Annotated in this window: 17 protein-coding genes; 7 read left to right on the top strand and 10 right to left on the bottom strand. The window is 45.5% G+C overall.

Annotated features, from left to right (window positions below; all coding sequences use genetic code 11):
• Positions 1–15: 15 nt before the first annotated feature.
• The 3 genes from ITG12_RS23765 (at position 16) to iolG (ending at position 2,870) form a co-directional block, all read left to right on the top strand.
• On the top strand, positions 16–849 hold the full coding sequence (locus ITG12_RS23765) for a MurR/RpiR family transcriptional regulator (protein WP_005437844.1): 834 nt from the start codon (positions 16–18) through the stop codon (positions 847–849).
• Between the two features lie 185 nt (positions 850–1,034).
• The gene (locus ITG12_RS23760; RefSeq protein ID WP_248874268.1) at positions 1,035–1,862 is read left to right on the top strand and encodes a sugar phosphate isomerase/epimerase family protein; all 828 of its coding nucleotides are present in this window, start codon (positions 1,035–1,037) and stop codon (positions 1,860–1,862) included.
• 21 nt (positions 1,863–1,883) lie between these two features.
• Positions 1,884–2,870, top strand: coding sequence for an inositol 2-dehydrogenase (gene iolG, locus ITG12_RS23755; RefSeq protein WP_042600545.1), 987 nt, complete (start codon positions 1,884–1,886; stop codon positions 2,868–2,870).
• A 94-nt stretch (positions 2,871–2,964) separates the two neighbouring features.
• Here the strand turns inward: iolG and sstT are convergent, their stop codons facing one another.
• From sstT to malT, 8 genes are all read right to left on the bottom strand, one after another.
• The gene (sstT, locus tag ITG12_RS23750) at positions 2,965–4,182 is read right to left on the bottom strand and encodes a serine/threonine transporter SstT (RefSeq protein ID WP_038868957.1); all 1,218 of its coding nucleotides are present in this window, start codon (positions 4,180–4,182) and stop codon (positions 2,965–2,967) included.
• Between the two features lie 358 nt (positions 4,183–4,540).
• Complete coding sequence (rsgA, locus tag ITG12_RS23745) at positions 4,541–5,617, bottom strand: ribosome small subunit-dependent GTPase A (protein ID WP_248874266.1); 1,077 nt, start codon at positions 5,615–5,617, stop codon at positions 4,541–4,543.
• 254 nt (positions 5,618–5,871) lie between these two features.
• Positions 5,872–6,174 carry a glucose PTS transporter subunit EIIB gene (locus tag ITG12_RS23740; protein WP_045498636.1) on the bottom strand — a complete coding sequence of 101 codons (303 nt, stop codon included), beginning with the start codon at positions 6,172–6,174 and terminating at the stop codon, positions 5,872–5,874.
• Between the two features lie 178 nt (positions 6,175–6,352).
• Complete coding sequence (locus ITG12_RS23735) at positions 6,353–6,820, bottom strand: copper chaperone PCu(A)C (RefSeq protein WP_063344172.1); 468 nt, start codon at positions 6,818–6,820, stop codon at positions 6,353–6,355.
• Positions 6,810–7,421, bottom strand: coding sequence for an SCO family protein (locus tag ITG12_RS23730; protein WP_248874264.1), 612 nt, complete (start codon positions 7,419–7,421; stop codon positions 6,810–6,812). The genes ITG12_RS23735 and ITG12_RS23730 overlap by 11 nt, the downstream gene beginning before the upstream one ends.
• Positions 7,422–7,430: 9 nt before the next feature.
• Positions 7,431–7,856 (bottom strand): hypothetical protein, encoded by a 426-nt coding sequence (locus ITG12_RS23725; protein ID WP_005437869.1) that lies wholly within the window; start codon positions 7,854–7,856, stop codon positions 7,431–7,433.
• Positions 7,857–8,060: 204 nt separating this feature from the next.
• Complete coding sequence (locus ITG12_RS23720; RefSeq protein WP_038868965.1) at positions 8,061–8,978, bottom strand: DUF368 domain-containing protein; 918 nt, start codon at positions 8,976–8,978, stop codon at positions 8,061–8,063.
• 697 nt (positions 8,979–9,675) lie between these two features.
• The gene (malT, locus tag ITG12_RS23715) at positions 9,676–12,384 is read right to left on the bottom strand and encodes an HTH-type transcriptional regulator MalT (protein ID WP_038881313.1); all 2,709 of its coding nucleotides are present in this window, start codon (positions 12,382–12,384) and stop codon (positions 9,676–9,678) included.
• Between the two features lie 569 nt (positions 12,385–12,953).
• On the opposite strand from malT, the gene ITG12_RS23710 reads away from it, so the two are divergent.
• The 4 genes from ITG12_RS23710 to ITG12_RS23695 all read left to right on the top strand — a co-directional run bounded on the left by ITG12_RS23710 (position 12,954) and on the right by ITG12_RS23695 (position 21,591).
• Positions 12,954–15,407 (top strand): glycogen/starch/alpha-glucan phosphorylase, encoded by a 2,454-nt coding sequence (locus ITG12_RS23710; protein WP_038881316.1) that lies wholly within the window; start codon positions 12,954–12,956, stop codon positions 15,405–15,407.
• A gap of 375 nt (positions 15,408–15,782) precedes the next feature.
• Positions 15,783–17,963, top strand: coding sequence for a 4-alpha-glucanotransferase (gene malQ, locus ITG12_RS23705; RefSeq protein WP_038881318.1), 2,181 nt, complete (start codon positions 15,783–15,785; stop codon positions 17,961–17,963).
• A 250-nt stretch (positions 17,964–18,213) separates the two neighbouring features.
• Entirely contained in the window at positions 18,214–20,418 is a 2,205-nt protein-coding gene (gene glgB, locus ITG12_RS23700; RefSeq protein ID WP_038868973.1) for a 1,4-alpha-glucan branching protein GlgB, read from the top strand.
• A gap of 288 nt (positions 20,419–20,706) precedes the next feature.
• Entirely contained in the window at positions 20,707–21,591 is an 885-nt protein-coding gene (locus ITG12_RS23695) for a LysR family transcriptional regulator (protein WP_038881367.1), read from the top strand.
• 17 nt (positions 21,592–21,608) lie between these two features.
• On the opposite strand, the gene ITG12_RS23690 is transcribed toward ITG12_RS23695, so the two are convergent.
• Together ITG12_RS23690 and ITG12_RS23685 are read right to left on the bottom strand one after the other, a co-directional pair.
• Positions 21,609–23,126: an AbgT family transporter gene (locus ITG12_RS23690; protein WP_038881319.1), complete on the bottom strand. Its 1,518-nt coding sequence runs from the start codon at positions 23,124–23,126 to the stop codon at positions 21,609–21,611.
• A gap of 53 nt (positions 23,127–23,179) precedes the next feature.
• Positions 23,180–24,352, bottom strand: coding sequence for a M20 aminoacylase family protein (locus tag ITG12_RS23685; RefSeq protein WP_248874262.1), 1,173 nt, complete (start codon positions 24,350–24,352; stop codon positions 23,180–23,182).
• Positions 24,353–24,372: the final 20 nt, after the last annotated feature.

Raw genomic sequence — 24,372 nt, 5'->3', positions numbered from 1 at the left:
GAGAGCAGTATAACTATGGATGTTGAAGTGAAAGCACCTGCAGATTTAGACACACTAAAAGAGTTAATCGCAAAGCGTTACGACAGTTTGAGCGGGCGTTTGCAGCAAGTCGCGGATTTCGTAACCGACCAGCCGATGCTGGTGGCGGTAGAAACCATGGCGACCATTGCCAAGCAAGCTAACGTCCCCCTGTCGACCTTAAGCCGATTCTCTAATGCGATGGGCTTTGATGGCTTCACTTCTATGCAAGTACTGTTTCGCGATCAATATTTGAATCGCCCGAGAGATTATAAAGAGCGCGTTCGTAAAGCTCGTGAGATGGAGGACGTCCCGCATGACTCGCCTCAAGCCATCTTCCAAGATTTCGGACACGCAAACATTGAAGCATTAGAACAGCTTCAAATGTCGGTCTCTCCTCAAAAGCTGGAACGTGCAGTGGCTCTGATGGATGGTGCTGAAACCATCTACATTCAGGGGACTCGCCGCGCTTACCCAGTGGCTTTCTATCTTTGGTACGCCCTCATGAAATCTGACAAGAGTGTCGTGCTCTTGGATGATCACGGTGGCATGTTGTCTCCGTTAACTCGACGAATGAACGATAAAGATGTTCTGTTTGCTATCACCTTCAATCCATACGCGGAAGAAACCAGCCAACTGATTGATGATGCTTGCAAAAAGAACGTGCCGATTGTCTGCATTACCGATAACCAAATGACGCCTCATGGCAGCAAAATGGATGTCTGTTTTGAAGTGCAAGAAGGCGAATTGATGGGCTTCCGTTCGCTCAGCAGCTCCATGTATTTGGCGCAGGCGATTGCGGTGAGTCTGATTTGTCGAGAAGTGAAGTAATTTCATCGCTCAGTAATCTCGAATAGGGACGCGATCCTGCGAGCGAATAAGCAGTAAAGCGCGCAGATTTTTCCATACCTTTGTCCACTGATTAGGTGCAACTTAGCGGTTGTGCTGCGGGTTTGCTCGAGCTGAATTCGGCTTATGTCCTGCAATGTACAGGGCAATGAGAAGAGGTAAATCTGATGCGTTTTGCTCTACATGGCATGTGCTCTCTGCACAGCAATATTCTATCTGATGTCCGACTTGCCAAAGAAACTGGCTACCAAGGGCTCGAAATCCACACCGAAAAACTCTGGCGTTATATTCAAGCTGGCTTCACTGCTGAACAACTCAAACAGCGCATGGATGAGTTTGGCATTGTCCCAACGGCGATCGACATCATTGGCGCAGTTGAAGTGACAGATAAAGCCGGCCAACGTCAATTGTTCCAAGATTCAGAGACGTTGTGCCGTTTTGCGCAAGCCGTGGGTGCACCTACCATCCAGCTCAATGCTTTTGAGGCATTAAATGGCTTAACCAAAGAGCAAAACATCGAACTCACGGCACAGAACATTCGCCAGATTGTCGACATTGGTAAGAGCTATGGCATCCGTTTCCAATATGAAGGCGCGGCTTGGACTCCAATCGCCAAGTTGGAAGATTACTTCCGCCTGTACGACGCCGTCGGCCGCGACAACTTTGGTTTTGTTCTGGATACATGGCACTTATGGGCATGTCGCGGGGCAACGTTGGAGCAAGTGGCAAATATCGATGCCGAGCTGATTTACAACGTGCACTTGTCTGACGGTAAGCGTCCTGCTCCGGGCGAGGCTTGGCCCGATGAGCGCGCTCTACGCGGTTACTTGTTAGGGCAAGGTGAGGTGCCATTAAAAGAATGGGTCGATGCGATTCGCCAAACAGGTTACGACGGCTTCTATTCTGGTGAATTCCTCAATGACCAACTGTGGGAAGGGGATTACTACGACATAGCCACAGATATGTTGGCGGGCATGAACCGTCAATTCGATTAAGCGACACAGAAGGGAATTACTATGTTTAATATTGCTTTATTTGGAGCGGGTCGAATTGGTCAAGTCCATGCGGTCAATATCGAACGTTCACCAGAAACCACGATTTATTCGCTTATCGAACCTTATGAAGTCTATGCGGATCAGTTTTGTGCGCAGTATCCGCAGACAAAACGCCAAACCGTAGAAGAGGCGATGGCGGATGACGACGTTCATGCGGTGTGCATTTGCTCTTCAACCGACACTCATGCGGATTTGATTGAGCGAGCAGCAAAAGCAGGTAAAGCCATCTTTTGTGAGAAGCCAATCGACCTTGATTTGGGGCGAGTACGTGATTGCTTAGGCGTAGTAAATCAGCATCAAGTGCCTTTCTTATTAGGCTTCAATCGCCGCTTTGATCCGCATTTCCTGAGTCTTAAGAAAGCGTTGGATGACGGTCAAATTGGCGAACCAGCAAGCGTAATCATCACGTCTCGCGATCCTGCGCCACCGCCAGCGCAATACAGCAAATCGTCCGGTGGTATGTTCCGTGATATGACGATTCACGATCTCGACATGGCGCGGTTTATCTTAGGGGAAGATCCAATCGCGGTTACTGCACATGGCAGTTGCAAGGTAGATCCTGCCATCGGTGAAGCGGGAGATATCGATACCAGTGTGGTGACGCTTACATTCCCTTCTGGCGCGATGGCGACGATTCATAACAGTCGTCGCTCTGGTTACGGGTACGATCAACGTCTCGAAGTGCATGGCGAGAAAGGTATGCTGCAAGTGGCGAATCTGACCGAAAATCTAGTCAGCCGCAGTACAGAAACAGGGCAAACAGGCGCAACACCGAAGTACTTCTTCTTAGAGCGTTATGAGCGTGCTTACGTGGCGGAATGGCAACACTTTGTTGAAGTACTGAAAGGCGAAGCGCCATGCTGCTCTGGCATAGATGGCGAGATTGCTCTGACGCTAGCGGATGCTGCGTTAGAGTCGATGCAAACAGGGAAGACGGTTCGTTTGTAAGTCACCCTGAAATGGAAACAAAAAGGGGAGCCACGTTGGCTCCCCTTTCTATTTCCTACACCAAAGATGCGTAAATCTTACTGATGCATAAGTCTTACTGAGTTTTTTGCTGTTCTGATTTGCAAACAGCGGCAGTGAAGATAACGTCTGTTGAGCTGTTTAGCGCTGTTTCAGCAGAGTCTTGAATTACACCAATGATGAAACCAACTGCTACAACCTGCATTGCTACGTCGTTTGAAATACCAAACAGACCACACGCCAGTGGAATCAGTAGTAGAGAACCACCAGCAACACCAGATGCGCCACACGCTGATACTGCGGCAACAATACTTAGAAGTACTGCTGTCATGAGATCAACTTCGATGCCCATAGTGTGTACTGCTGCTAGCGTTAGCGTTGTGATGGTGATTGCTGCACCTGCCATGTTGATGGTCGCGCCCAGCGGGATAGATACAGAGTACGTATCTTCGTCTAGGTCTAGCTTCTTACATAGGTTCATGTTCACTGGAATGTTCGCAGCACTTGAGCGTGTGAAGAATGCTGTTACGCCACTTTCACGTAGACATTGGAACACCAATGGGTATGGGTTTTCTTTCGTTTTGAAGTATACGATCGCTGGGTTAACCACTAACGCAATGATCATCATCGAACCTAGCAGTACCGCTAGCAGATGTGCGTAGCTTGCTAGTGCGCCAAAGCCTGTTGTTGCAAACGTTGATGCAACTAGACCAAAGATACCGAACGGAGCAAGACGAATGATGAAGCGAACAATGTGAGAAACACTGTGGCTTAGATCTTCGAATACCGCTTTCGTCGTTGCTGATGCGTGGTGAAGCGCAAGACCAAGACCAACACCCCAAGCAAGAATACCAATGTAGTTAGCTTCTACTAATGCGTTTACTGGGTTATCAACCAGTTTGAACAACAAGGTTTGTAGAACTTCTGCGATACCTTGTGGTGGCGTTGCACCTTCAGCACCGGTTACTAGCGTTAAATTGGTCGGGAAAAGGAAACTTAGTAATACCGCGGTTAGTGCTGCAAAGAAGGTACCCGCTAGGTAAAGAACCACGATTGGGCGCATGTAAGTGTGTTGGTTTTTCTTTTGGTTCGCGATAGATGCTGCGACCAAAATGAACACCAAGATCGGTGCAATGGCTTTTAGTGCGCCAACAAAAAGGCTACCAATCATGCCAACACTTTGAGCATGGCTTGGAGAAATTGTTGCTAGTAAGATACCAAAGACGATACCGACGAGGATTTGGAGAACGAGGTTACCGCGAGCATATCGGGCAACGAGACTGTTGTGTTGCATACATCATTCCTGCAATGTGATGTCTGAGCAAGCGCGCAAAATTCAGTCATTACACGGCGTAATGCTCCTCGTAAAACAAGGGCTGAAGGTTGGAATTGCGTTGCTAAGACGTCCTGATTATCAATTATCCTGTTTTTATAAATTCAGCCATATTCTTGCTGAATATCACATATCTTAGCTTGGTAATATTTTGTGTCTAGTTTTAGTTTGTTCTTAGTTTAAATGTTTGCTTGATGTTGCCATTATTGGTCTTTTGTGTTGATTTGTGTCGCCAAATATGAATGATGGTTTTTCATTAAGTTATTAAAAAAGGAGGCGTTAGCCTCCTTTGTTCTATTGATTACCTAAATACTACAACTTAGTAACCTTGTTGGCGTTTTCGCTTTTCTCCGACGACATTACGTACCATCTTTCCAAATTGCTTGCTTTGCGCTCGCTTCTTAGCAAGTGTCGCGCCGTTATGGGCTTGTTCGCGCAGTAACTTCTGGTAGTTAGTAAAGCGGCGCATCTCCAACGTGCCATCTTCAATCGCAGCTTGAACGGCGCAACCTGGCTCTGTTTGATGCTGACAATCACCAAATCGGCATTGCTCTGCTAATGCTTCGATATCAGAGAAGGTCTCACTAACGCCAGCTTCGCAATCGGTCAATTGGATCTCACGCATTCCTGGCGTGTCCATTAAGATGCCGCCAGAAGGTAACAAGTGAATAGAGCGAGAAGTGGTAGTGTGTCGACCTTTGCTGTCGTCTTCACGGATACCACCTGTTTCTTGTTCTTGTTCGCCTAGTAGCGTGTTCACTAAAGTGGATTTACCCACACCAGATGAGCCAATAAAAGCAACGGTTTGCCCTTCGCCGCACCAACTCATTAACTTGCTTACGCTCGATTCATCTAGGCCATTTACGCTTTCGACCATTAGCAATGGATCGAGCCTTTGCACCTGAGTTTTTAGTTCATCGACATCGTCACATAAATCGGCTTTGGTCAGCACAATCACGGGCTCAACATCGGCTTCATTGACCAAAGTTAAATAACGCTCAATGCGGCTGAGGTTAAAGTCGTGGTTGACTGAACAAACGATAAATACGGTATCCACATTTGCGGCGATAAGCTGCTCGGCAACCTTGCTGCCTGCGGCTTTACGACTGAATAAGCTGCGGCGTTCAAGTAAACGAGAAAACTGTTGTTGGTGGTTTAGTATCACCCAGTCGCCCACTGTCATGCTGGGTAGTGAGGCTTGGATAGGCAAATGGGTTTCACCTTGCTCGCTTACCACGACATAGCCACTGCGATGGTGAGCAATCACTCGCGCGAAGAGTGTGTCTTCGTAATCGTCTAACGTCAGTTGTTGTTGAAAAAAAGGTTTCCAACCTAATAGCTTTAACGGGTTAGGTTGAGTAAGTAGTGTTTCACAAAAAGAATGTGTTTTATTCATTGTTGAATTATCCCAGACGCCGCAAAGCGCCTTAATACAAATCGTATGAGGGTCTAATTCGCATAGAGCTGACCCCGGTGGAAACCGGGCAAAGAAGGGAGGTGCTGTGGCTTAGCCACGAGAAAAAGTTGGACGTTTACCCTTTCACTGCCCAGTTAGTGTTATTCATTACAATCATCATATTTCCTCTTCGTTGGTGAGTTAACTGCCGGAGTATAGCGGCTGTGATTCGAATCTTACAACTCCTTTGCGTTTTATATGTGTTTTATTCGACGTTCTTCCATCTCTTGTGAATAGGTGTTGGCTTTTACGCCGTAGATGATTTGGATATGTCGGTCATCGATGATCACCACACCGTGTGCCCCGTGTTCTTTCAATGCTTTTTGATTCACGATAGCGGTGCTTTTTAACGTTAGGCGTAGCCTTGTCGCGCAAGCGCCCGTTTCGACCAAATTATTCAAACCGCCTATGGCTTGTATCACGGTGTCGACATCTTGTTCTAGATTTGGATTCACTTGCGTCAGCATTTTGAAGACGCGAGAAAGGGCTTTTAACATGGCGAGAAACTCGTTTGGCAGCAAAGCCTTGTTTATATCTCAGCTGCGGCTGTTTCGCTCTGATTTAGGACACAAAATTATGCATTGATAGCTTGGTGAATGCTGCTCAGAGAAAAGAGAGAGGAATAAAAAAGCTCCTCACGTTGGAGGAGCTTTGAACTGATTTGTCGAGCAACAATTAATGCTGATGCTCGTGCTTTTTCATTCCAGCCATGACTTTTTTAACCGGTGCGGTAAAGCTTTGCTTTTGACCATTGTCGTAAGTCACGGTGACTTCGATTTCGTCGCCTTCATTAAGCGGCTGTTTAAGGTCGAACAGCATGATATGCAAGCTGCCCGGTTTTAGCTCGGTGGTTTCTTTTGCTGTTAGTGTGATGTGATCTACTTGACGCATCTTCATCACATCACCTTCTTTAATCACATCGTGCAGCTCAACTTTGCCTGCTGCTGGTGTTTCTGCTGCAACGATATTGATGTCTTCTTGGCTTCGGTTAGCGAATGTCACGAAGACCGCGCTTGTCGTTGCGCCTGGCGCCATCGCTCGCGCGTATGGTTCATGAGGCATCACGTTGAGATTTGCTTGCGCCAAAGGGCTTAGAAGTAGGGCGGAGAGTGCCAACGTTTTGATTGCATGCTTAGCTTTCATTGGTTTTTCCTTCTGCAGTCAGTTTGGTTATCGCCTCGACAATTGGTGCAGGCGTTAGGGTATGAGGCACTTTGGTGATGAGTGTGCCGTCGGGCTTCAAGAAATAGAAATATGAGCTGTGGTCGAGAGTGTATTTCAGCTCAGAACCTTCGAGTTCCGTTTTACGGAAGATAACACCGTACTTGTGAGCAAGTGGGGTGGTGACATCCAACGGTGCTGACAGGCCTTCAATCATAGGGTGGAAGTAGTGCGCGTATTTGGCGGATGCATCGGCTTCGTCGCGCTCTGGATCAAGCGAGATAAACATCGAGCGCAACTGTGCTTTTTGCGCATCGTCGATTTGATTGAGTGCGCCTGCTAGCATGGCTAATGAGGTCGGACACACGTCTGGGCAACGCGTAAAGCCAAAGTAAACAATGCGAATGCGATCATCGCTGGTATCGAAGATATCGACAGGTTTATCGCCTTCGCCGAACAACACACTTTGTTCGGTCGCGACTTGTTGTTTTTTCTCTACGTCTTTTTGTCCATCTAGATACGTTTTGGTACCAAAGCCGAGGACAAAAGCAACCACGAGAAAAAGAGACCAATTACGGCTCATATCAATTCCTTATCTTTGCATTTTGAGGGCTGGGTAGATGGTGTCTTTACCGTCGGAAAGCTCACCAACCCACGTCATCGAATCTTGTGTACAAACGGGCAATGTCACGTCGCCCACGAATTTACCCGGCGCCACTTTCTTCAGCATGAATTTTGGCTCGCCCATTTCCATTTCTCGACCAACCAAACTTAATACAAGCTGATCGGCTTCGCTGTCTTGCCATTCGACTTCGAGTTGAGCGGGGATCAGAGGTTGAGCAGTATCGACGCTAAGCGTCATCGCAACATCATGTTGGATGCAAGGTTCAGTAGAGAGGAAACAGTATTCATCGAGCGACTTAGGCTCGGGCGCTGAAGAGAAGTTTTTGATCAGGGTAGGCGCGTAAAAGCCAGCAACCAGTGCAACGGCTATCCCTGCGATTTGTAACACTTTCATTAAGATTCAGTATTTATCACTTAACATTGTCTGCATCCTAGCACAGATGGGATGTAGGAAAACTCGTAACTTCAACAAATTGTGCACTATACCCAAGTAACCTTGAGATGCTTGGTTCAGCGAGAATGACTTGGTTTGTAGAGCGTAAATAAAAAAGCGGAGCCAATGGCTCCGCTTCTTAAATGATGGAATAGTAGTTCAGATTTATTTGTTTGAATCCGCAAACTTTTCTAAACCAAGTACCAGTGCAATGGCAGCTAGCATCATGATCACGGCTAACACCAGTTGTGATGGTTGAGACGTGATGTGCTCAAACTCAAACGGTGATAGGTTTTGCTCTAGCAATGGTACTTGTTCACCTTTCGAGTTTGTACGCCATGTTAACGTCTCTTTCCAAGGCCAGATCTTCGGTAGCGTGCCGATCATCAAGCCTGTTAGGAACATCAAAGTTAAATCGCGGAATTTGCGCAGTAGCCAAGATAACAGGTGAGAGAAAGACAATAGACCGACCACACAGCCAACAAGGAACAGTGCAAGAATATCAACTTGGAACCCTTTCACTGCGCCTAGTACAGGAGCGTACATGCCGATCAACAGCAAAATAAAGCTGCCTGAGATGCCCGGTAGGATCATTGCACAAATCGCAATCGCACCTGCAAGAATGGTGTTGATTGCAGTTGGCTCCATGTGAAGTGGTTTTAGTACCGTGATGCTGTAGGCAAAGCCAATACCAATCAAGAGGGCAACAAAGCGAATCGCATCGCGTTTCTCTACTTGGCGAATGATGTGGTAGACCGACACCAAAATCAGGCCGAAGAAGAAAGACCAGATTGGAATTGGGTGGGTTTCTAGTAGCCAGCTGATCAGTTTTGCCAGTGTTGCGATACTAGTGAAAATGCCCGCAAACAATGAAATCAGGAAGAAGCCGTTAATATGGTTAAATGCGGCTTTGAAGCCATCTTTTTTCCAAATCGAGAAAAGTGATGGGTTAATACGTCGAATGCTTTCTAGCAGCGTGTCGTAAATGCCGGTAATGAATGCAATGGTGCCGCCTGATACGCCAGGAACAACATCAGCTGCACCCATGGCCATTCCTTTAAAGTAGGTGATTAGATAGTTCATTTCTCAAGTACTAAGTCATGTTGATGGCAGTGAGTATACAAACATTGATGTCAAAAAAGTATGAAATAGTGTTTCGGAAGAGTTCGAAATGATGGCTTATCGGAGAAACACAAACTCTATCGCGAGTTTGAACAAATAAAACAGAACGATAGGCGAGATTTAGCAATGTGAAGAGGGGAAATATAAAAGGCGCAACACTGTCTAAATCATCCAAACTAAACAATAAATATCGTGAATCTGGCCATTTGATGATTTATTTATCATTTATGAAGTATGGTTGCGTATTGCAACTGCGTTTTGCGTTTTGGTTTTGCATATTGCAAATTTATCCGTTCTGGTCTGATCTGATATGAGATCTTGTGCCCAAAAATAAAGCTTTTCAAATTGGCATGATTAATGCATAATTCTTTTCGACCCTTCTTAAGCCGAGGGTCACCTAGCCAACTGACGTTGTTAGTGAATACACATTGTTCACATCATACATAAGCCAATCGCCTTAATTGCGGTTGGCTATTTTTTTGTCTGTAGTATACCCAAATAACCTTGAGATGCTTGATTCTGCGAGAATGACTCGGGTATATATGTACAACGTTTCCTACGTGCTTTGCAATTTGCACTTTTCAACGATTAATGAGCAATAAAAAGGGCTGACGCATAACGTCAACCCTAGTATCTAGCACTAATTTATTCAGTCCGATCAGTAACCCATCAACTGCAATAGATTTTCCGCTGTTACGATGGCTTCCTTACGGTTAGCAATGTTGAGCTTTTGGTACAAGTTACGAATGTGAGTCTTAATCGTTGTGCCTGCGACATCCAACTCTTGCGCGATTTGTTCGTTGCTAAAGCCTGAGTAGATTAGACCAAGAACTTGCCATTCGCGTTGAGTCAGTGGACTTGTACGAACCAGTTCCGGTACGTTCGGGTGATTCACCAATTTCTCAATAAAGTCTTCATCGAAGTGAATAGAACGACTACGTTGGTTTGATGAAATGTCTTTCATCAATTGCTGAGCACGATGACGTTCTAGGTCACCGAGTTCGTGACGAAGACTTAGCTTCTCTAACAGACCACCAATGGTGGCTCCATCAGTAAGGAAGTTACCTACCATGCCAGTTTGGTTCGTCATAACTAGGGCTTCTTTCAATAGCGCTTTCGCTTGGTCTTCGTCTTTTTGGCGTGCTGCCAAGATAGCCTCTACAACCAAGTTGCGGTTTGTATCCGTCACCAAATTCGTGCGACTAGCTTCGCTTTGCAAAAAGTTCAGTGCCTCACGTGCTTCATCATATTGGCCTAGGTTGATATGAGCGCGAGCAATGTTACGCCATTGCAGTTGTTGGAAGTGATTACATGCGGATTCAGGGCGAACGGCAGTATTCAACCATTCTTGAATCGCTTCTGTGTTACCGCGCGCTTGCCAGAACAAGATCAGAGAAAGTGAGGCGTTCGCAGTCCAATCTACGTGGTAAGTAGACTGTTTCATCAAGTGTTGGATGTGCTCAATGAATTTTCCTGCTTTATCGAGTTCACCACGGCCAATTGCAATACGTGCCAGCATTGAGTAGCTATGTAAGTGCTTGCTTGGTGAGTGATTTTCCAGAATTTGCAGACCTTTGTACGCACACTCTTCCGCTTCATCCAGACGGTTCCAACACCACAATACTTGAGCGCGAATACGCAGCAAGAATTCATGAAGGGGTACGTGTTGTAGCTGCTGGTCTTCGATCAGACGGAAGCCTGAGTCTTGCAGTTCAAATGCTGCTTGAACGTAACCTTGCGCAATCATAATTTCGCTTTGCTGCAGGATTGCCCACAACGCTTGGTGGTAAACCTGATACTGGCGAGCCAACTTTTCGGTTTGCTGCATCATTGGCAATGCACGATCGAGCTTACCCAATACGTGGTTAACTTCACCGACGACCGATGTCGCCACGATGCGACTGCGGTACACGGTAGGGTCAAGTTGGCTCAATGCAAGTTCGGCTAGTTCCAATGCACGCTCTGGTTGGTTGCTGTTGATCGCAACTTGAGCGAGCAGGGCGTGGGCTTGGCCTTGGTAGCCAGAATCCAACTCGATATCTCGCTTAGTGTGTTCTTCTTCGGCTTCTGCCAGCAACTCGCCCACTTGATTGTAACGGTGTTGGCTTTGTGCCAACCATGCTCTTAGCATCGACAGTTTTGGATGGCTGAAGAGTAACTCTTTATCCAGTTTGTTGATCGCCGATTCTAAGGTGGTTAACTCACCTTGGTTAAACATCTTCCAACCAAATTCATTTAAGATTTCGACGATCAAGTCGGTATCATGAGATTTCTGCGCATGATGAATGGCTTGATGCGGTGCTTTCTGGTTCAACCAAGCAACGGCGGCATTACGATGTAGGTCTTTTTCTTGTTGTGGAATTCGAGCAAGACGTTCATGAGAAAGGAATTCGCCAAATAAATTGTGGAAGCGGAACCAGTTTTGCTCACCTTCCAACGGATAGATGAACAGGCCATAGCGGTTTAGAGATTCAATCATACCTAGCGCGTCTTCACGCTGTGTGAGTGCGAAAACTAATTCATCATTGAAATGGTCCAGCACCGACACTTGCATTAAGAAGTGGCGTGTTTCGTGATCAAGCAAATCAAACACTTCTTCGACGAGGTAATCCCATAGGTGCGCATGATTAAACTGAGAAACCGACTCGACGGTTTGTGCCAGTGTGCGGTTTTGATGTTGTGCTTGCAGCGCGATCAATTGCAACGCGGATGGCCAACCTTCCACATAGGTACGTAGATTGTTTGCCATGTCTTCATCAATGCCATCGGCAATACGTTGGTTGAAGAAACGTGTGGTTTCCTCTGTATCGAATGCCAACATTTCGTTGCCAATTTCGATCATTAAATCGCGTACGCGTAAGTTAGCCGTACCCAAAGGTGGTGCCGCACGGCTTGTCACAACCACGGTTAGGTTGTCTGGCATGTGCTTTAAGAAGAAGCGCATTGACTCATGAATTTCGTCGTTGGTGATCAAATGGTAATCGTCTAAAACGACGTAGCACTCATGCTGAAAATCCGCCATTTCGGCGAAAACTTCGCTGAATAGAGAGCGCAACGAAGAGAACTGACGTTTCTCCGCCAGTTTTTGAGCATTAGAGCAGTTGTAGTTGGTGGCTTTATTTAAGGCTTGCAGTAGATAGTTAACGAAACGAAAGCCATCGTTATCGCTATCGTCAATGCTATACCAACCGACATTGGGTTTATCTGACAGCCACTGAGCCGCCATTGTGGTTTTCCCGTAACCAGCAGGCGAGCGGAATAGTACTAATTTGTAGTAAGGCGCTTGTTGTAGTAAGTCCAATACTCGTGGACGGACGATAGCATTATGCAAACGACCCGGACGAGTAAGTTTAGATGGAATCCACATTATTGATTCTGTCCTTGTTTTTTGAGCTAGCGAAACTAGAAAACTGACTCACACCACTAAAAATTTTAGTTTGTATGAAAAGTGTACAGGCTTGTGAGTCGTTTGGGATGGTACGACATCAGAAATGCCTCTTACTTTGATCCACTTCCTAATTCTCGAGAGTTGATGAAAATGCCGTCAACTACGCCCTGCATTTGTGATTCTGGTCACTTAAATGTCGCTGGTATTGATTCCATGTAGTTTGAGTTGCACATCTATTACGAAAAAATTATCGATGTTAAAAGACGTAATGTGATCGATTAGACACTTTTTACATTGGAGTGGGAAGGGGTCATAAAAACCGTCATGAACAAATTTTAATCTTTCTCAAGATTGGTTGTGATCCGAATCACTAAGAACAGGACGAGAGACAGCTGTGTTGCGATTTGGATCACTAACTTTTCAATGGTACTCCCTCTACGCCCTACCCCCTCCTCCCACGAAGGAGGAGAAACAGGAGGATGTTTATTCACAGAGGGAAATGCAGGATGTATGGCAGATGAATTACTAAATGACGTGAGAATTTCTTAATGAAACCAACTCAACAAAAACAATTTGACAAGAAGTCGTTCCAAGAGAGTGTGAAGAAGCATCTATCTGTAACTTATGCACACACGATTGAAAATGCAGATAGCCGTGCATGGTACCTAGCAATGGGTCGCGCACTGGCAGAATTCACGACTTGTGATTTGCTTGCTACAGAAGAAGATCCTCGCATCAAGAATGCGAAAAGTGTTAACTACCTTTCTCTAGAATTTCTAATCGGTCGTTTAACGGGTAACAACCTAATCAGCATGGGTCTTTACGAAGAGATCACTGAAGCAATGGCTGAACTAGGTCACAACTTAACCGACCTTCTAGAAGAAGAACGCGACCCATCATTGGGTAACGGTGGTCTAGGTCGTCTAGCAGCATGTTTCATGGATTCATGTGCGGCGCAAGAATTCCCTACTGTAGGTTACGGCCTGCACTACGAATACGGTCTATTTAAGCAGTCGTTCAAAGACGGCCGTCAACAAGAAGCACCAGACGCATGGCGCGGTGTAGAAGGTTACCCTTGGGAAGTGGCTCGTCCAGAGCTTGCGCAAGAAATCGGTTTCTACGGTCACGTTGAAGTGGTAAACGAGAACGGTAAAGAAGTTCGTAAATGGGTTCCTGGCATGTCTGTAAAAGCAATGCCTTGGGATCTACCTATCGTCGGTTACGAATCAGACACGGTTTACCCTCTACGTCTTTGGGAATGTCAGGCTATCGCACCATTCTCACTAGCAAGCTTTAACAACGGTGATTACTTCGAAGCTCAGCACGCGCTGATCGACGCAGGTAACATCACTAAAGTGCTTTACCCGAACGATAACCACGAGAAAGGTAAAACACTGCGTCTAATGCAACAGTACTTCCACTCAGCAGCGTCTGTACGCGACATCCTACGTCGCCACGAAGCTGCAGGCTACTCTCTAGCGGATCTACCGAAGCAAGAGACTATCCAGCTTAACGATACGCACCCAACCATTGCTATCCCTGAGTTAATGCGCATTCTAATGGATGAAAAAGGTCTTACTTGGGAAGCGGCTTGGGAAATCAGTTCTAAGACATTTGCGTACACCAACCACACACTACTTCCAGAAGCACTAGAGACGTGGCCAGAGTCGCTAATCCAGCGTCTACTTCCACGTCACATGGAAATCATTTTTGAAATCAACCACCGCTTCCTACAAGAAGTTCGTAAGATGTGGCCTGGTGACGGTGAGAAGCAAGCGAAGCTTTCTATCATCCAAGAAGGTTTCAACCGCATGGTTCGCATGGCTAACCTATGTGTAATCGGTTCTTACGCAGTAAACGGTGTAGCAGCACTTCACTCTGAATTGGTTAAGAAAGACCTATTCCCAGAGTTCCACGAGATGTACCCAACTCGTCTACACAACGTAACGAACGGTATCACTCCTCGTCGTTGGTTGAAGTTCTGTAACCCAGGTCTTTCTAAGCTAATCACTGAGAAAGTAGGTCCAGAATGGCCTGCGAAACTAGAGCAGCTAGAAGGCATCGCTAAATACGCAACAGACGCGAAATTCCAAAAAGAATTCATGGCTGTTAAGAAAGAAAACAAACAGCGTCTTGCTGATTGGGTTCTAGATAACATGGGTATCGAGCTAGATACTAACGCTATCTTCGACGTTCAAATCAAGCGTCTACACGAGTACAAGCGTCAGCACTTAGATCTGCTACACATTCTGTCTCTATACCACCGTATCCTGAACGAACCAGGTTTCGAGTGTGAGCCACGTGTATGTTTCTTCGCAGCAAAAGCAGCACCGGGTTACCACCTAGCGAAAGAAATTATGTTCGCAGTTAACAAGGTTGCAGAGAAGATCAACAACGATCCTCGCCTCGGTAACAAACTGAAAGTGGTATTCATCCCTGACTACCGCGTGAGCATGGCTGAGATCATCATCCCTGCGGCAGACGTTTCACAACAAATCTCGCTAGCGGGTAAAGAAGCATCTGGTACAGGTAACATGAAGATGGCTCTTAACGGTGCCCTAACTATCGGTACGATGGATGGTGCTAACGTTGAGATTCGTGAAGAAGTGGGCGACGAGAACATCTACATCTTCGGTCTTGATGTTGAAGGCGTGAAAGCGGTGAAAGCAGCTGGCTACAACCCTTACGATTACTACAATGCTGACCACTTACTGAAAGCGTCTCTAGACCTACTAACAGGCGAAGAGTTTACGCCAGGTCAACCAGGTCTGTTGCGTGCGACATTTGATAGCCTACTAGATGGCGGTGACCCATACCTATGTCTTGCTGACTTTGCATCTTATGTGAAAGCGCATGAAGACATGGGCAAACAATACAAGGACCAAGCGGGTTGGGCTAAGAAAGCCATTCTTAACACCGCCCTAGTTGGTAAGTTCACATCAGACCGCTCTATCCGCGACTACGTGAACAACATCTGGAAACTTGAGACGGTAAAACGCTAATAGTGATACCCAAGTAACCCCAGGATGCTTTGTTCAGCGAGATTGACTTGGTTTTCAGGCAAGGCAACGATTTGAAGATATAGTGGTTCTATATCAAAAATTGTTAACGAAGCATGTAAGACAAGGCAACTCGCCCTCTGGGAGCGTGTCATTGACCCGATTTCGGTGTCAAACAACTTGGAAAGAGGCTGCTATTCCGCGGCGTTGCTTTCCTTGAACTCGAATCAATGACAACGCTCTGAACTGTGCATCTTGAGGTCACTTGGGTATAAGACCAAGGTAGCCGAGTGCTACCTTTGGTCATTTTCAAAGATAAATTATTGATAACAATAAAACCCTACATGGAAGGTGTTGGTATTACCTTCGGAGAAAGCGATGAAAGAACAAACAGCATTAAAGAAAGTCGCAGACATGGCGCGATTAGCAGATAGCTACGTCAGCGCGTGGGGAGACGAGGCAAAAGTTTCAGAAGAAACACTGCGCCGCTTGCTCACTTCACTTGGCTACGATACTAGCAGCGATGAGAAGCTATTGGCTTCAGCTGAGAAAAAACATAAGAAAGACGTACTAGCCCCTGTTCTTGTTTTACGCGACGGCGAACCAGTCGAAGTGGAACTAAACCTAGGTACGAGTGCTCGCGAGAGTGAATTTAGCTGGCGTTTAGAAACAGAACAAGGAGAGGTACTTGAAGGCTATCTTCAGTCGCAAATTGTTCGTGATGAACGAGCTGAGGGTGGCCCTCTAGTGTTTGCATTGCCAAAGAACTTGGCATGGGGTTACCACAAACTGATCATCAGCCGTAAGCGTCGCAAAACGCCTTACGAAATGTCACTGATCATCACACCTAAAGCGTGTTTCAAGCAAGAAGATCTAAACCAACACAAAAAGCTATGGGGCCCAAGCATCCAGCTTTATACACTGCGTACTCAGCATAACTGGGGTATCGGTGATTTTGGCGATCTAAAGCAACTGGTGAGTGATATCGCATCTCGTGGCGGTGACTTCATTGGTTTGAACCCGATTCATTCATTGTTCCCTGCGAACCCAGAAGGTGCGAGCCCATACAGCCCGTCTTCTCGTCGTTGGCTGAACATCATGTACATCGACGTAAGCTCTGTACCTGAATTCGCGTTAAGTGCAGAAGCACAGCAACGTGTTGGCAGCGCAGAGTTCCAACAACGTCTGCAAAAAGCGCGTGAATCACATTGGGTGAATTACACCGAAGTGTCTGAGCTGAAGATGAGCGTGTTACCGCTACTATTTAGTGAGTTCAAAGCGCGTCACTTAGACAAGAACACTGACCGTGCTCGTGCATTCCTAGAGTTTGTAGAGCTTGGTGGTGATAGCCTACTTCACCAAACGGCATTTGATGCTTTGCATGGTGAATTGCACGCGGAAGATTCAAGCGTGTGGGGTTGGCCTGTATTCCCTGAGAAATACCGTACATTTGACTCGGCGGCGACTCAGAAATACATCAAAGATAATCAAGAGCGTGTTCACCTGTACATGTACCTACAGTGGATCGCTGACGATCAAATCAAAGAAGCGCAAGCACTGGCTGAAGAAAAAGGTATGACCGTTGGTCTTTACCGAGATCTCGCTGTAGGCGTTGCGGATTCAGGTAGTGAAACGTGGGCTGATGAAGGCAACCTAGTTCTAGATGCAAGTATCGGCGCGCCGCCAGATATTCTTGGTCCTCTAGGTCAAAACTGGGGTCTACCACCGCTAAACCCACAAGTGCTAGAAGCAACTGGTTACGATGCGTACATCAAGCTATTACGTGCCAACATGAAGCACTGTGGTGCGCTGCGTATTGACCACGTTCTTGGTCTACTTCGTCTATGGTGGATTCCAAAAGGCGAAAAGGCGACTGAAGGTGCTTACCTTTACTACCCAGTTGAAGACATGCTGGCAATCCTAGCACTTGAATCTCACCGTCATCAGTGTTCAGTTATCGGTGAAGACTTGGGTACCGTGCCAGATGAAATTGTCGATATCCTACGTGACGCAGGCGTTCACTCATACAAAGTGTTCTTCTTCGAAACATCAAAAGACGATGGCGGCTTCATTTCTCCGAAACATTACGCTGAACAGTCGATGTCGGCATTGTGTACACACGACATGCCAACCCTCCGTGGTTTCTGGCATTGCGATGACTTAAAGATGGGGCGTGAGATTGGTCTTTACCCAGACGAGCAACAATTAGAAGGTCTATTTGAGGATCGTTTGAAGTGTAAACAAGGCATTCTAGACAGTGTTCGTTGGCACGGTTACTTGCCAGAAGGTATTGGCCATGATGCTCAATACGTTCCAATGGACACGTACTTGAGTGAAGCGCTTCAATTGCACGTTGCTGCGGGTGATTCTGCATTACTGAGTGTTCAGCTTGAAGACTGGTTAGAGATGGATCAACCAGTTAACATTCCTGGCACGGTAGATGAGTATCCAAACTGGCGTCGTAAGTTGTCGATGAACCTTGATGAAATCTTTAGCCGTGAAGACGTAAACCGCATTTCGAAACGTCTCACTGAAGTGCGTGCGAAAGTAGGCAAATAATGAGTATTGAGTGATGTAGGAAATCGTGAATTTAATTGCGTAGAGGTACGAAAGTACAGCCTAGGTCACTCATTAAATCGGTACGATCCGTTAGGATGGAGTACCGTTATTATGCCCGCAACAATAGCGGGCATTTTTGTTTTTTGATGCCACTTTATTCATTGAATGGATAAAGTGAGCGGTTTTATATTTTTGTGAATTCGCAACGTTTGGCTGAGGAAATCCGATATTCAAAAACCACTAGGAGAATATCGGTGCTAGGGAGAAAGATTTGAAAACTAAGGTAAAGAAAAACCACAAACGCGCATACGAACTATTGGCTGAGGCGGCTTACTCAGACCCGTTTGCTACACTGGGGCCTTTTGCGAATGACGAAGAAGGTTCATTAAGAGTCTGGATGCCAGGTGCAGACAAAGTTGAACTGGTTGTCGAAGGCGAGCCACGTGTGGAATTAAAGCGCGATGGTGACAGCATTTTTGTCCTAGAAGAAGTGCGCGATTTGCACTTAACACACTACCAATTAGCGGTGAATTGGGATGGTGTTGAACAGCTTGTCGACGACCCTTACCAATATCACAATATTTATCAAGAATATGAGCACCTGCATACGCCAAAAGACATGTACCACTACATGGGCTCACATTTCGTGACGATGGAGCGAGATGGTAAAAATATCTCGGGCGTTCGATTCCTTGTTTACGCACCTCATGCATCCGCCATTAGCCTAGTTGGCAGTTTCAACCAGTGGGATGGCCGCCGTCATCCGATGCAACGCCTTGATTACGGCATTTGGGGCTTGTTCATTCCTGATTTGGAAGAGGGCGTACAATACAAATTTGAGCTCAAAGGACCAAATGGGGAAGGGCTTCCTCACAAACAAGACCCTTGGGGTTTCTTCTCAGAGCAATACCCGTCTTTCGCATCGATTACGTACGATCATAATCGTTACCAATGGCAAGACACCAAATGGCAAAACCGAACGGTCACGCAAAAACGTGATGAGGCTTTATCCTTCTACGAACTCCATGCTGGTTCTTGGAAGCGCAATGCGGACGGTGATTTCCTAAATTATCGTGAGCTGGCGACTGAGTTGGTTCCATACTTAGTCGACATGGGATATACCCACGTTGAACTCATGCCAGTGTCTGAACATCCGTTCTTTGGTTCTTGGGGTTATCAGCCAGTTGGCCTATTTGCCCCAACCAGTCGTTACGGCTCACCTGACGATTTCAAATTCTTCGTCGATGCGTGTCACCAAGCTGGCTTGGGCGTGGTACTGGATTGGGTGCCTGCTCACTTCCCGTCGGACGATCATGGCTTAGCGAACTTCGACGGTACGCCACTGTTCCACGATCCAGATCCTCGTCGTGGTTGGCACCAAGATTGGAACTCATACATTTACGATTTAGGTCGTGAACATGTTCGTCGCTTCCTTGTGTCTAACGCACTGTACTGGTTCGAGCAATTCCATATTGATGGTATTCGTGTTGATGCTGTCGCTTCAATGCTCTACCTAGACTACTCACGCAGCCACGATCAGTGGATCCCGAACGTCGACGGTGGTAATGAGAACTACGATGCGATCGCAACCTTGAAGTGGATGAACGAAGAGGTGTATAAGCACTTCCCGAATGCGATGACGATTGCAGAAGAATCGACCGCATTCCCGGGTGTGTCTGCTCCGACGTTTATGGGCGGTTTAGGCTTTGGCTTTAAGTGGAACATGGGCTGGATGCACGACAGTCTATCGTACATTCAAGAAGACCCTGTTCACCGCAAATACCATCACAATACCATCACATTCCCGCTTGTCTATGCACATAGTGAGAACTACGTATTGTCGCTATCTCATGATGAAGTGGTGTACGGCAAAGGTTCTATTCACAACAAGATGCCGGGTGATGAGTGGCAGCAAACTGCAAACCTACGTGCGTACTACGGCTACATGTATGCGCAGCCAGGTAAGAAACTCAACTTCATGGGCGCTGAGTTAGGCCAGACGGCTGAATGGAACCACGACGATCAGTTGCAATGGTTCTTACTTGAGTTTGGTCGCCACCAAGGTGTACAAGCGCTGATTCGTGACTTAAACCACTTATACCGAAACGAAGCGGCGATGCACGACCAAGATTGCGTGCCTGCTGGCTTTGAATGGCGTCTGCAAGATGAAGCTGATTCCAGCATTTTGGCGCACGAGCGTATTAGCCAAAAAGGCGAGCGTGTATTGGTGATCAGTAACTTCACACCAGTGCCGCATGAGCGTTTCCGTTTGGGTGTTCCAATGGAAGGCAAATATGAGCTTCTGTTGAATACTGATGATGTGAAATACGATGGCAGCGATTTTGAAGTGCTGGCCAGCGTAGAAACAGAAGAAGTAGAAAGCGAGTCGTTACCTCAGTCTCTTGAGCTGCGTTTACCGCCACTATCAACCGTATTCTACAAATTGGCAAAGTAAGCTGAGTTTACGCACATAACTCAAATAGCCAAAGAACCTGATAAACATCAAGCCCGCTTTACAATGTAAATCGGGCTTTTTTTGACTCTTTCAAAACTTTTACCCGTAAGGGCTCTCTATCACTAAATCCAGAACTTGAATATATCTATGCATCTGATGATTTAGTTTTTCAATTAAAGAGATCGTTGAGTGAGCGTTGTCACAATTCATTAACACTTCACCATGTGGTGACAACAACATGGTGCGATCTTTTTAAATTCCGTAATAAGAACATTAGAGGGAATGAATGTGAATATTACTTATCGGCAATTGAAGGCGTTTGTAGCGTTAGCAGATACTCAAAGCTACACATTGGCTGCAGAAAGAGTCCATTTAACTCAATCTGCATTGAGTCAGATGATCAGAAAGCTGTCTTTACAGATGTCTTGTGATTTAGTTGAAAACAAAAACCGAAAAGTAACATTAACGGAGGCCGGAGAGTCGTTTTATTTAGAAGCGAATATGATAGTTAACAGACTTGAAAAGTGGGAACAAGATAACCGTGCTCGGCAACAAGGGAAGCATGAAACACTCGTCATTTCTTCTTTGTATTCAATGTGTGCTTCTTTGGTGCCTAAAACGATCCAACACCTCAAAAAACATAACCCTCAGTTTGCCTTTAGATTAATTGAAGAACGAGTCGACGATATTCATGCTTCGGTTTTAGAAGGGCGAGCAGACGTAGGTTTAGGCACTCCGCCTAACAACTCTATGCTTAACTTTGAATTACTCTTTCGTGATCACTTGTGTTTCGCATGCAAGGTTGGGCATCCTTTAAGCGAATTGAAACAGATTAGTTGGGAAGAAGCTCACTCTCATGCTTCTATTGGTATCAGTCCGGGAAATAGCCTAAGAAGCCTCGCTGATCAGGCGTTTATAAGTGCTGGTTTGACATATGATCCAGAAGTTTGCGTGTCTCATACATCGACGTTGTTGGGCATGATAGAAAGTGGCTTGGGTTCTGCTATCTTATCTTCCACTATTGCGGCCTTGCACGCTAACGAACATCTGCGCTTCATTCCAATTGTACGTCCAGTACAGTATCGCTCTATCGGCATTATTACAAAAAAAGAAACTCATCATGAAATTATTGATGAGTTCATTTTAAGTTTGAAAAAAAGCGTTAATGCTTAGCTAAACGACTTTGTTTCCTACACAGGTCCAACTGGTAATCCGAGCAATGTGTAAATTAAAAATGCTGCTCCCCAAACTGTGAACAGAATACAGGCATAAGGGAGCATCATCGCCAAAAAGGTACCAAATTTCACATTGGAATTGTATTTAGCAATCAATGCTAAAACCATGGGAATATAAGGGTTTGTTGGTGAAATGATATTGGTTGTTGAATCTGCAATTCTATAAGCCATTTGTGTGTATTCTGGCGAAACATCAAGCAACATAAATAAGGGAATAAAAACAGGAGCCATAATTGCCCATTGAGCCGAACCACTAAAAACTATAAGGTTCATCAACCCTGCAAGAATCATAAACATTGCGAGCATCAATAACTTCGGCATTTGGACATTTGATAATAACTCGGCACCATTTACGGCAACAAATACCGCAAGGTTTGACCAATTAAACCAAGCAATAAACTGCGCAATAACAAAGACTAGAACAATATAGCCACCAACTCCGTTGAGGGAGCGTGCCATAAGCTCAGGCACATCATTTGGTTTTTGAATAACGCGTGCTTTTAATCCGTAGACGACGGCATTTAGAATAAAAAACGCCATAATGATAGGGATAATCCCAGATAAGAATGGCGACGGTACCAAACCCCCGGTTTCGTTTCTTAATGGTGAGTCACTAGGAAAGATTAATGCGATTATTACCGCTATAAATATAACAGAAGTTACTCCAGACCATTTCAAGGCATTAATTTCTTGTTCACTGATTTGATATGCCCTTGAATCTATTCCCTCACTTTCATTATATGCTTGTTTGCTGAATCTAGGTTCAATGTATTTATCAGTGATTAAAGTTCCTGTAACGACAAGTAACGGTACTGAAATTAACATAAAGTACCAGTTAGCAGCTGGGCTTATTTCTATAGGGTCAATAATGCTTGCGGCTTCAGTTGAAATTCCCGATAGTAATACGTCTGTTCCCGCTATGAAGATATTGGCAGTGAATCCTGCTGCGACAGCGACAAAACCGGCAGCAATTCCAACAACAGGGTTTCTGTTGGTAGCGGAAAAAATGATACCAGCTAGAGGAGGGACAAGAATGAAAGCTGCATCTGATGCTAAGTTACCAATAATACCAGTGATAAATATCGATGCTGTAACGAATTTTCGTGGTGCATTGAGTAAGGATTTTTTTATGGCTGAATCCGCTAATCCCACCTCCTGAACAAGGCCAACGGCAATCATCATGGACAGAACCAAACCCAGCGGCTTGAAGGCAATGAAGTTACCAATTGCTGAATTCAGCATATAAACTAACCCTTCACCACTTAGTAGGTTTTTAACTAAAACCTCATCTTGAGTTAGAGGATGGATAACGCTTCCTCCTAGCAGTGAAGTCAGCCAAGATAGAACCATCACCGAAAAGCAAAGGATAAGAAACATGTAAAACGGATGTGGTATTTTGTCGCCTACCTTTTCTATTTTTTCTATTAACCTTGTTTTGTTATGGACGCTATTTTGCTCGAGCATATGTGTCATATTCGTATCCTTTGACGGTAATAGTCCTTAAGCGTAATGTCTACGTAGTTAGATCAGCTCTGTTCAAGTAATGAAATGAAATAGGCGGCTCCAATCGGTAATATACGGTCATTAAAGTCGTATCGTTTGTGGTGTAAGCCAATCGTTTCATTTCCTTCATTTGTTCCATTTCCTATGAACCCATAACAACCGGGGACTTTCTGCAAGAAGAAAGAAAAATCTTCACTAGCGAGTAGTGGTTGGCATTCGCTATTGACTTTTTGTCTGCCGACTACAGAGATTGCAGCAGTGATCGCAGACTGAGTTTCTAGGCATGTATTGATAGTCGGTGGGTGTGATATTGGCCCAAGAGAAAAATGTGCTTCCATTTCAAACGCTGCTGCAATATTGGTTGTCAGTGTCTCCAATTGCTTAACGAGGCGATTACGAACATCATTGGATAATGTTCTAAACGTACCGCTCATGTTGGCAATATCTGCAATTGCGTTTGTTGTTTCTCCGCAGTGTAATTGAGTGACAGATACCACAACAGGATCGAAAGGACTTTGAGTCCTGGTAACTAACCCCTGTATTCCTTGATAAACATGGGTTGCGACGAGAAGAGGATCTTGAGTGTTTTGAGGTATACCCGCATGACCACTTTTCCCTTTTATTGAAATAAAAAGTCTATCAGAGCTAGCCATTATCGGACCGTTTTTAAAGGCGAAATGTCCTTCAGGGATTCCCGGCATGTTGTGTAATGAATAGCAAGCATCTAAAGGAGACTTCTCTAAAAGACCATCGGTGAGCATTCTCTTGGCTCCTCCAACGCCTTCTTCTGCGGGTTGGAAAATAAGAACAGCTTTGCCTTTAAAGCTTCTATGAAGAGCAAGGTATTTTGCAGCATACAGTAGCATTGTGGTATGGCCATCGTGGCCGCAAGCATGCATTTTTCCTGAGTTACATGAGCGATGAGCAAAGTCGTTCTCTTCATGTATGGGGAGAGCGTCCATATCAGCTCTAAGTCCGATAGTTTTTCCTAGGCCTTTATTGCCTTGGATTGTAGCTACTACTCCAGTGGTACCAAAACTTGTGTCAATATTTTCAATACCAAACTCTTTTAGTTTTTCGACGACCAGTTTCTGAGTTCTGAATTCTTCAAATCCGAGTTCCGGATGTTTGTGAAGGCTATGGCGTACCTCTGTCATCTCCGGTAGCCAAGCCTCAAGATTATGTATCGTGTTCATTACAACCCCTTTTTAACATT

This window comes from Vibrio sp. ED002, from assembly GCF_023277445.1.
GTDB lineage: Bacteria > Pseudomonadota > Gammaproteobacteria > Enterobacterales > Vibrionaceae > Vibrio > Vibrio jasicida.
This window is presented reverse-complemented; position numbering and strand designations above follow the sequence as displayed.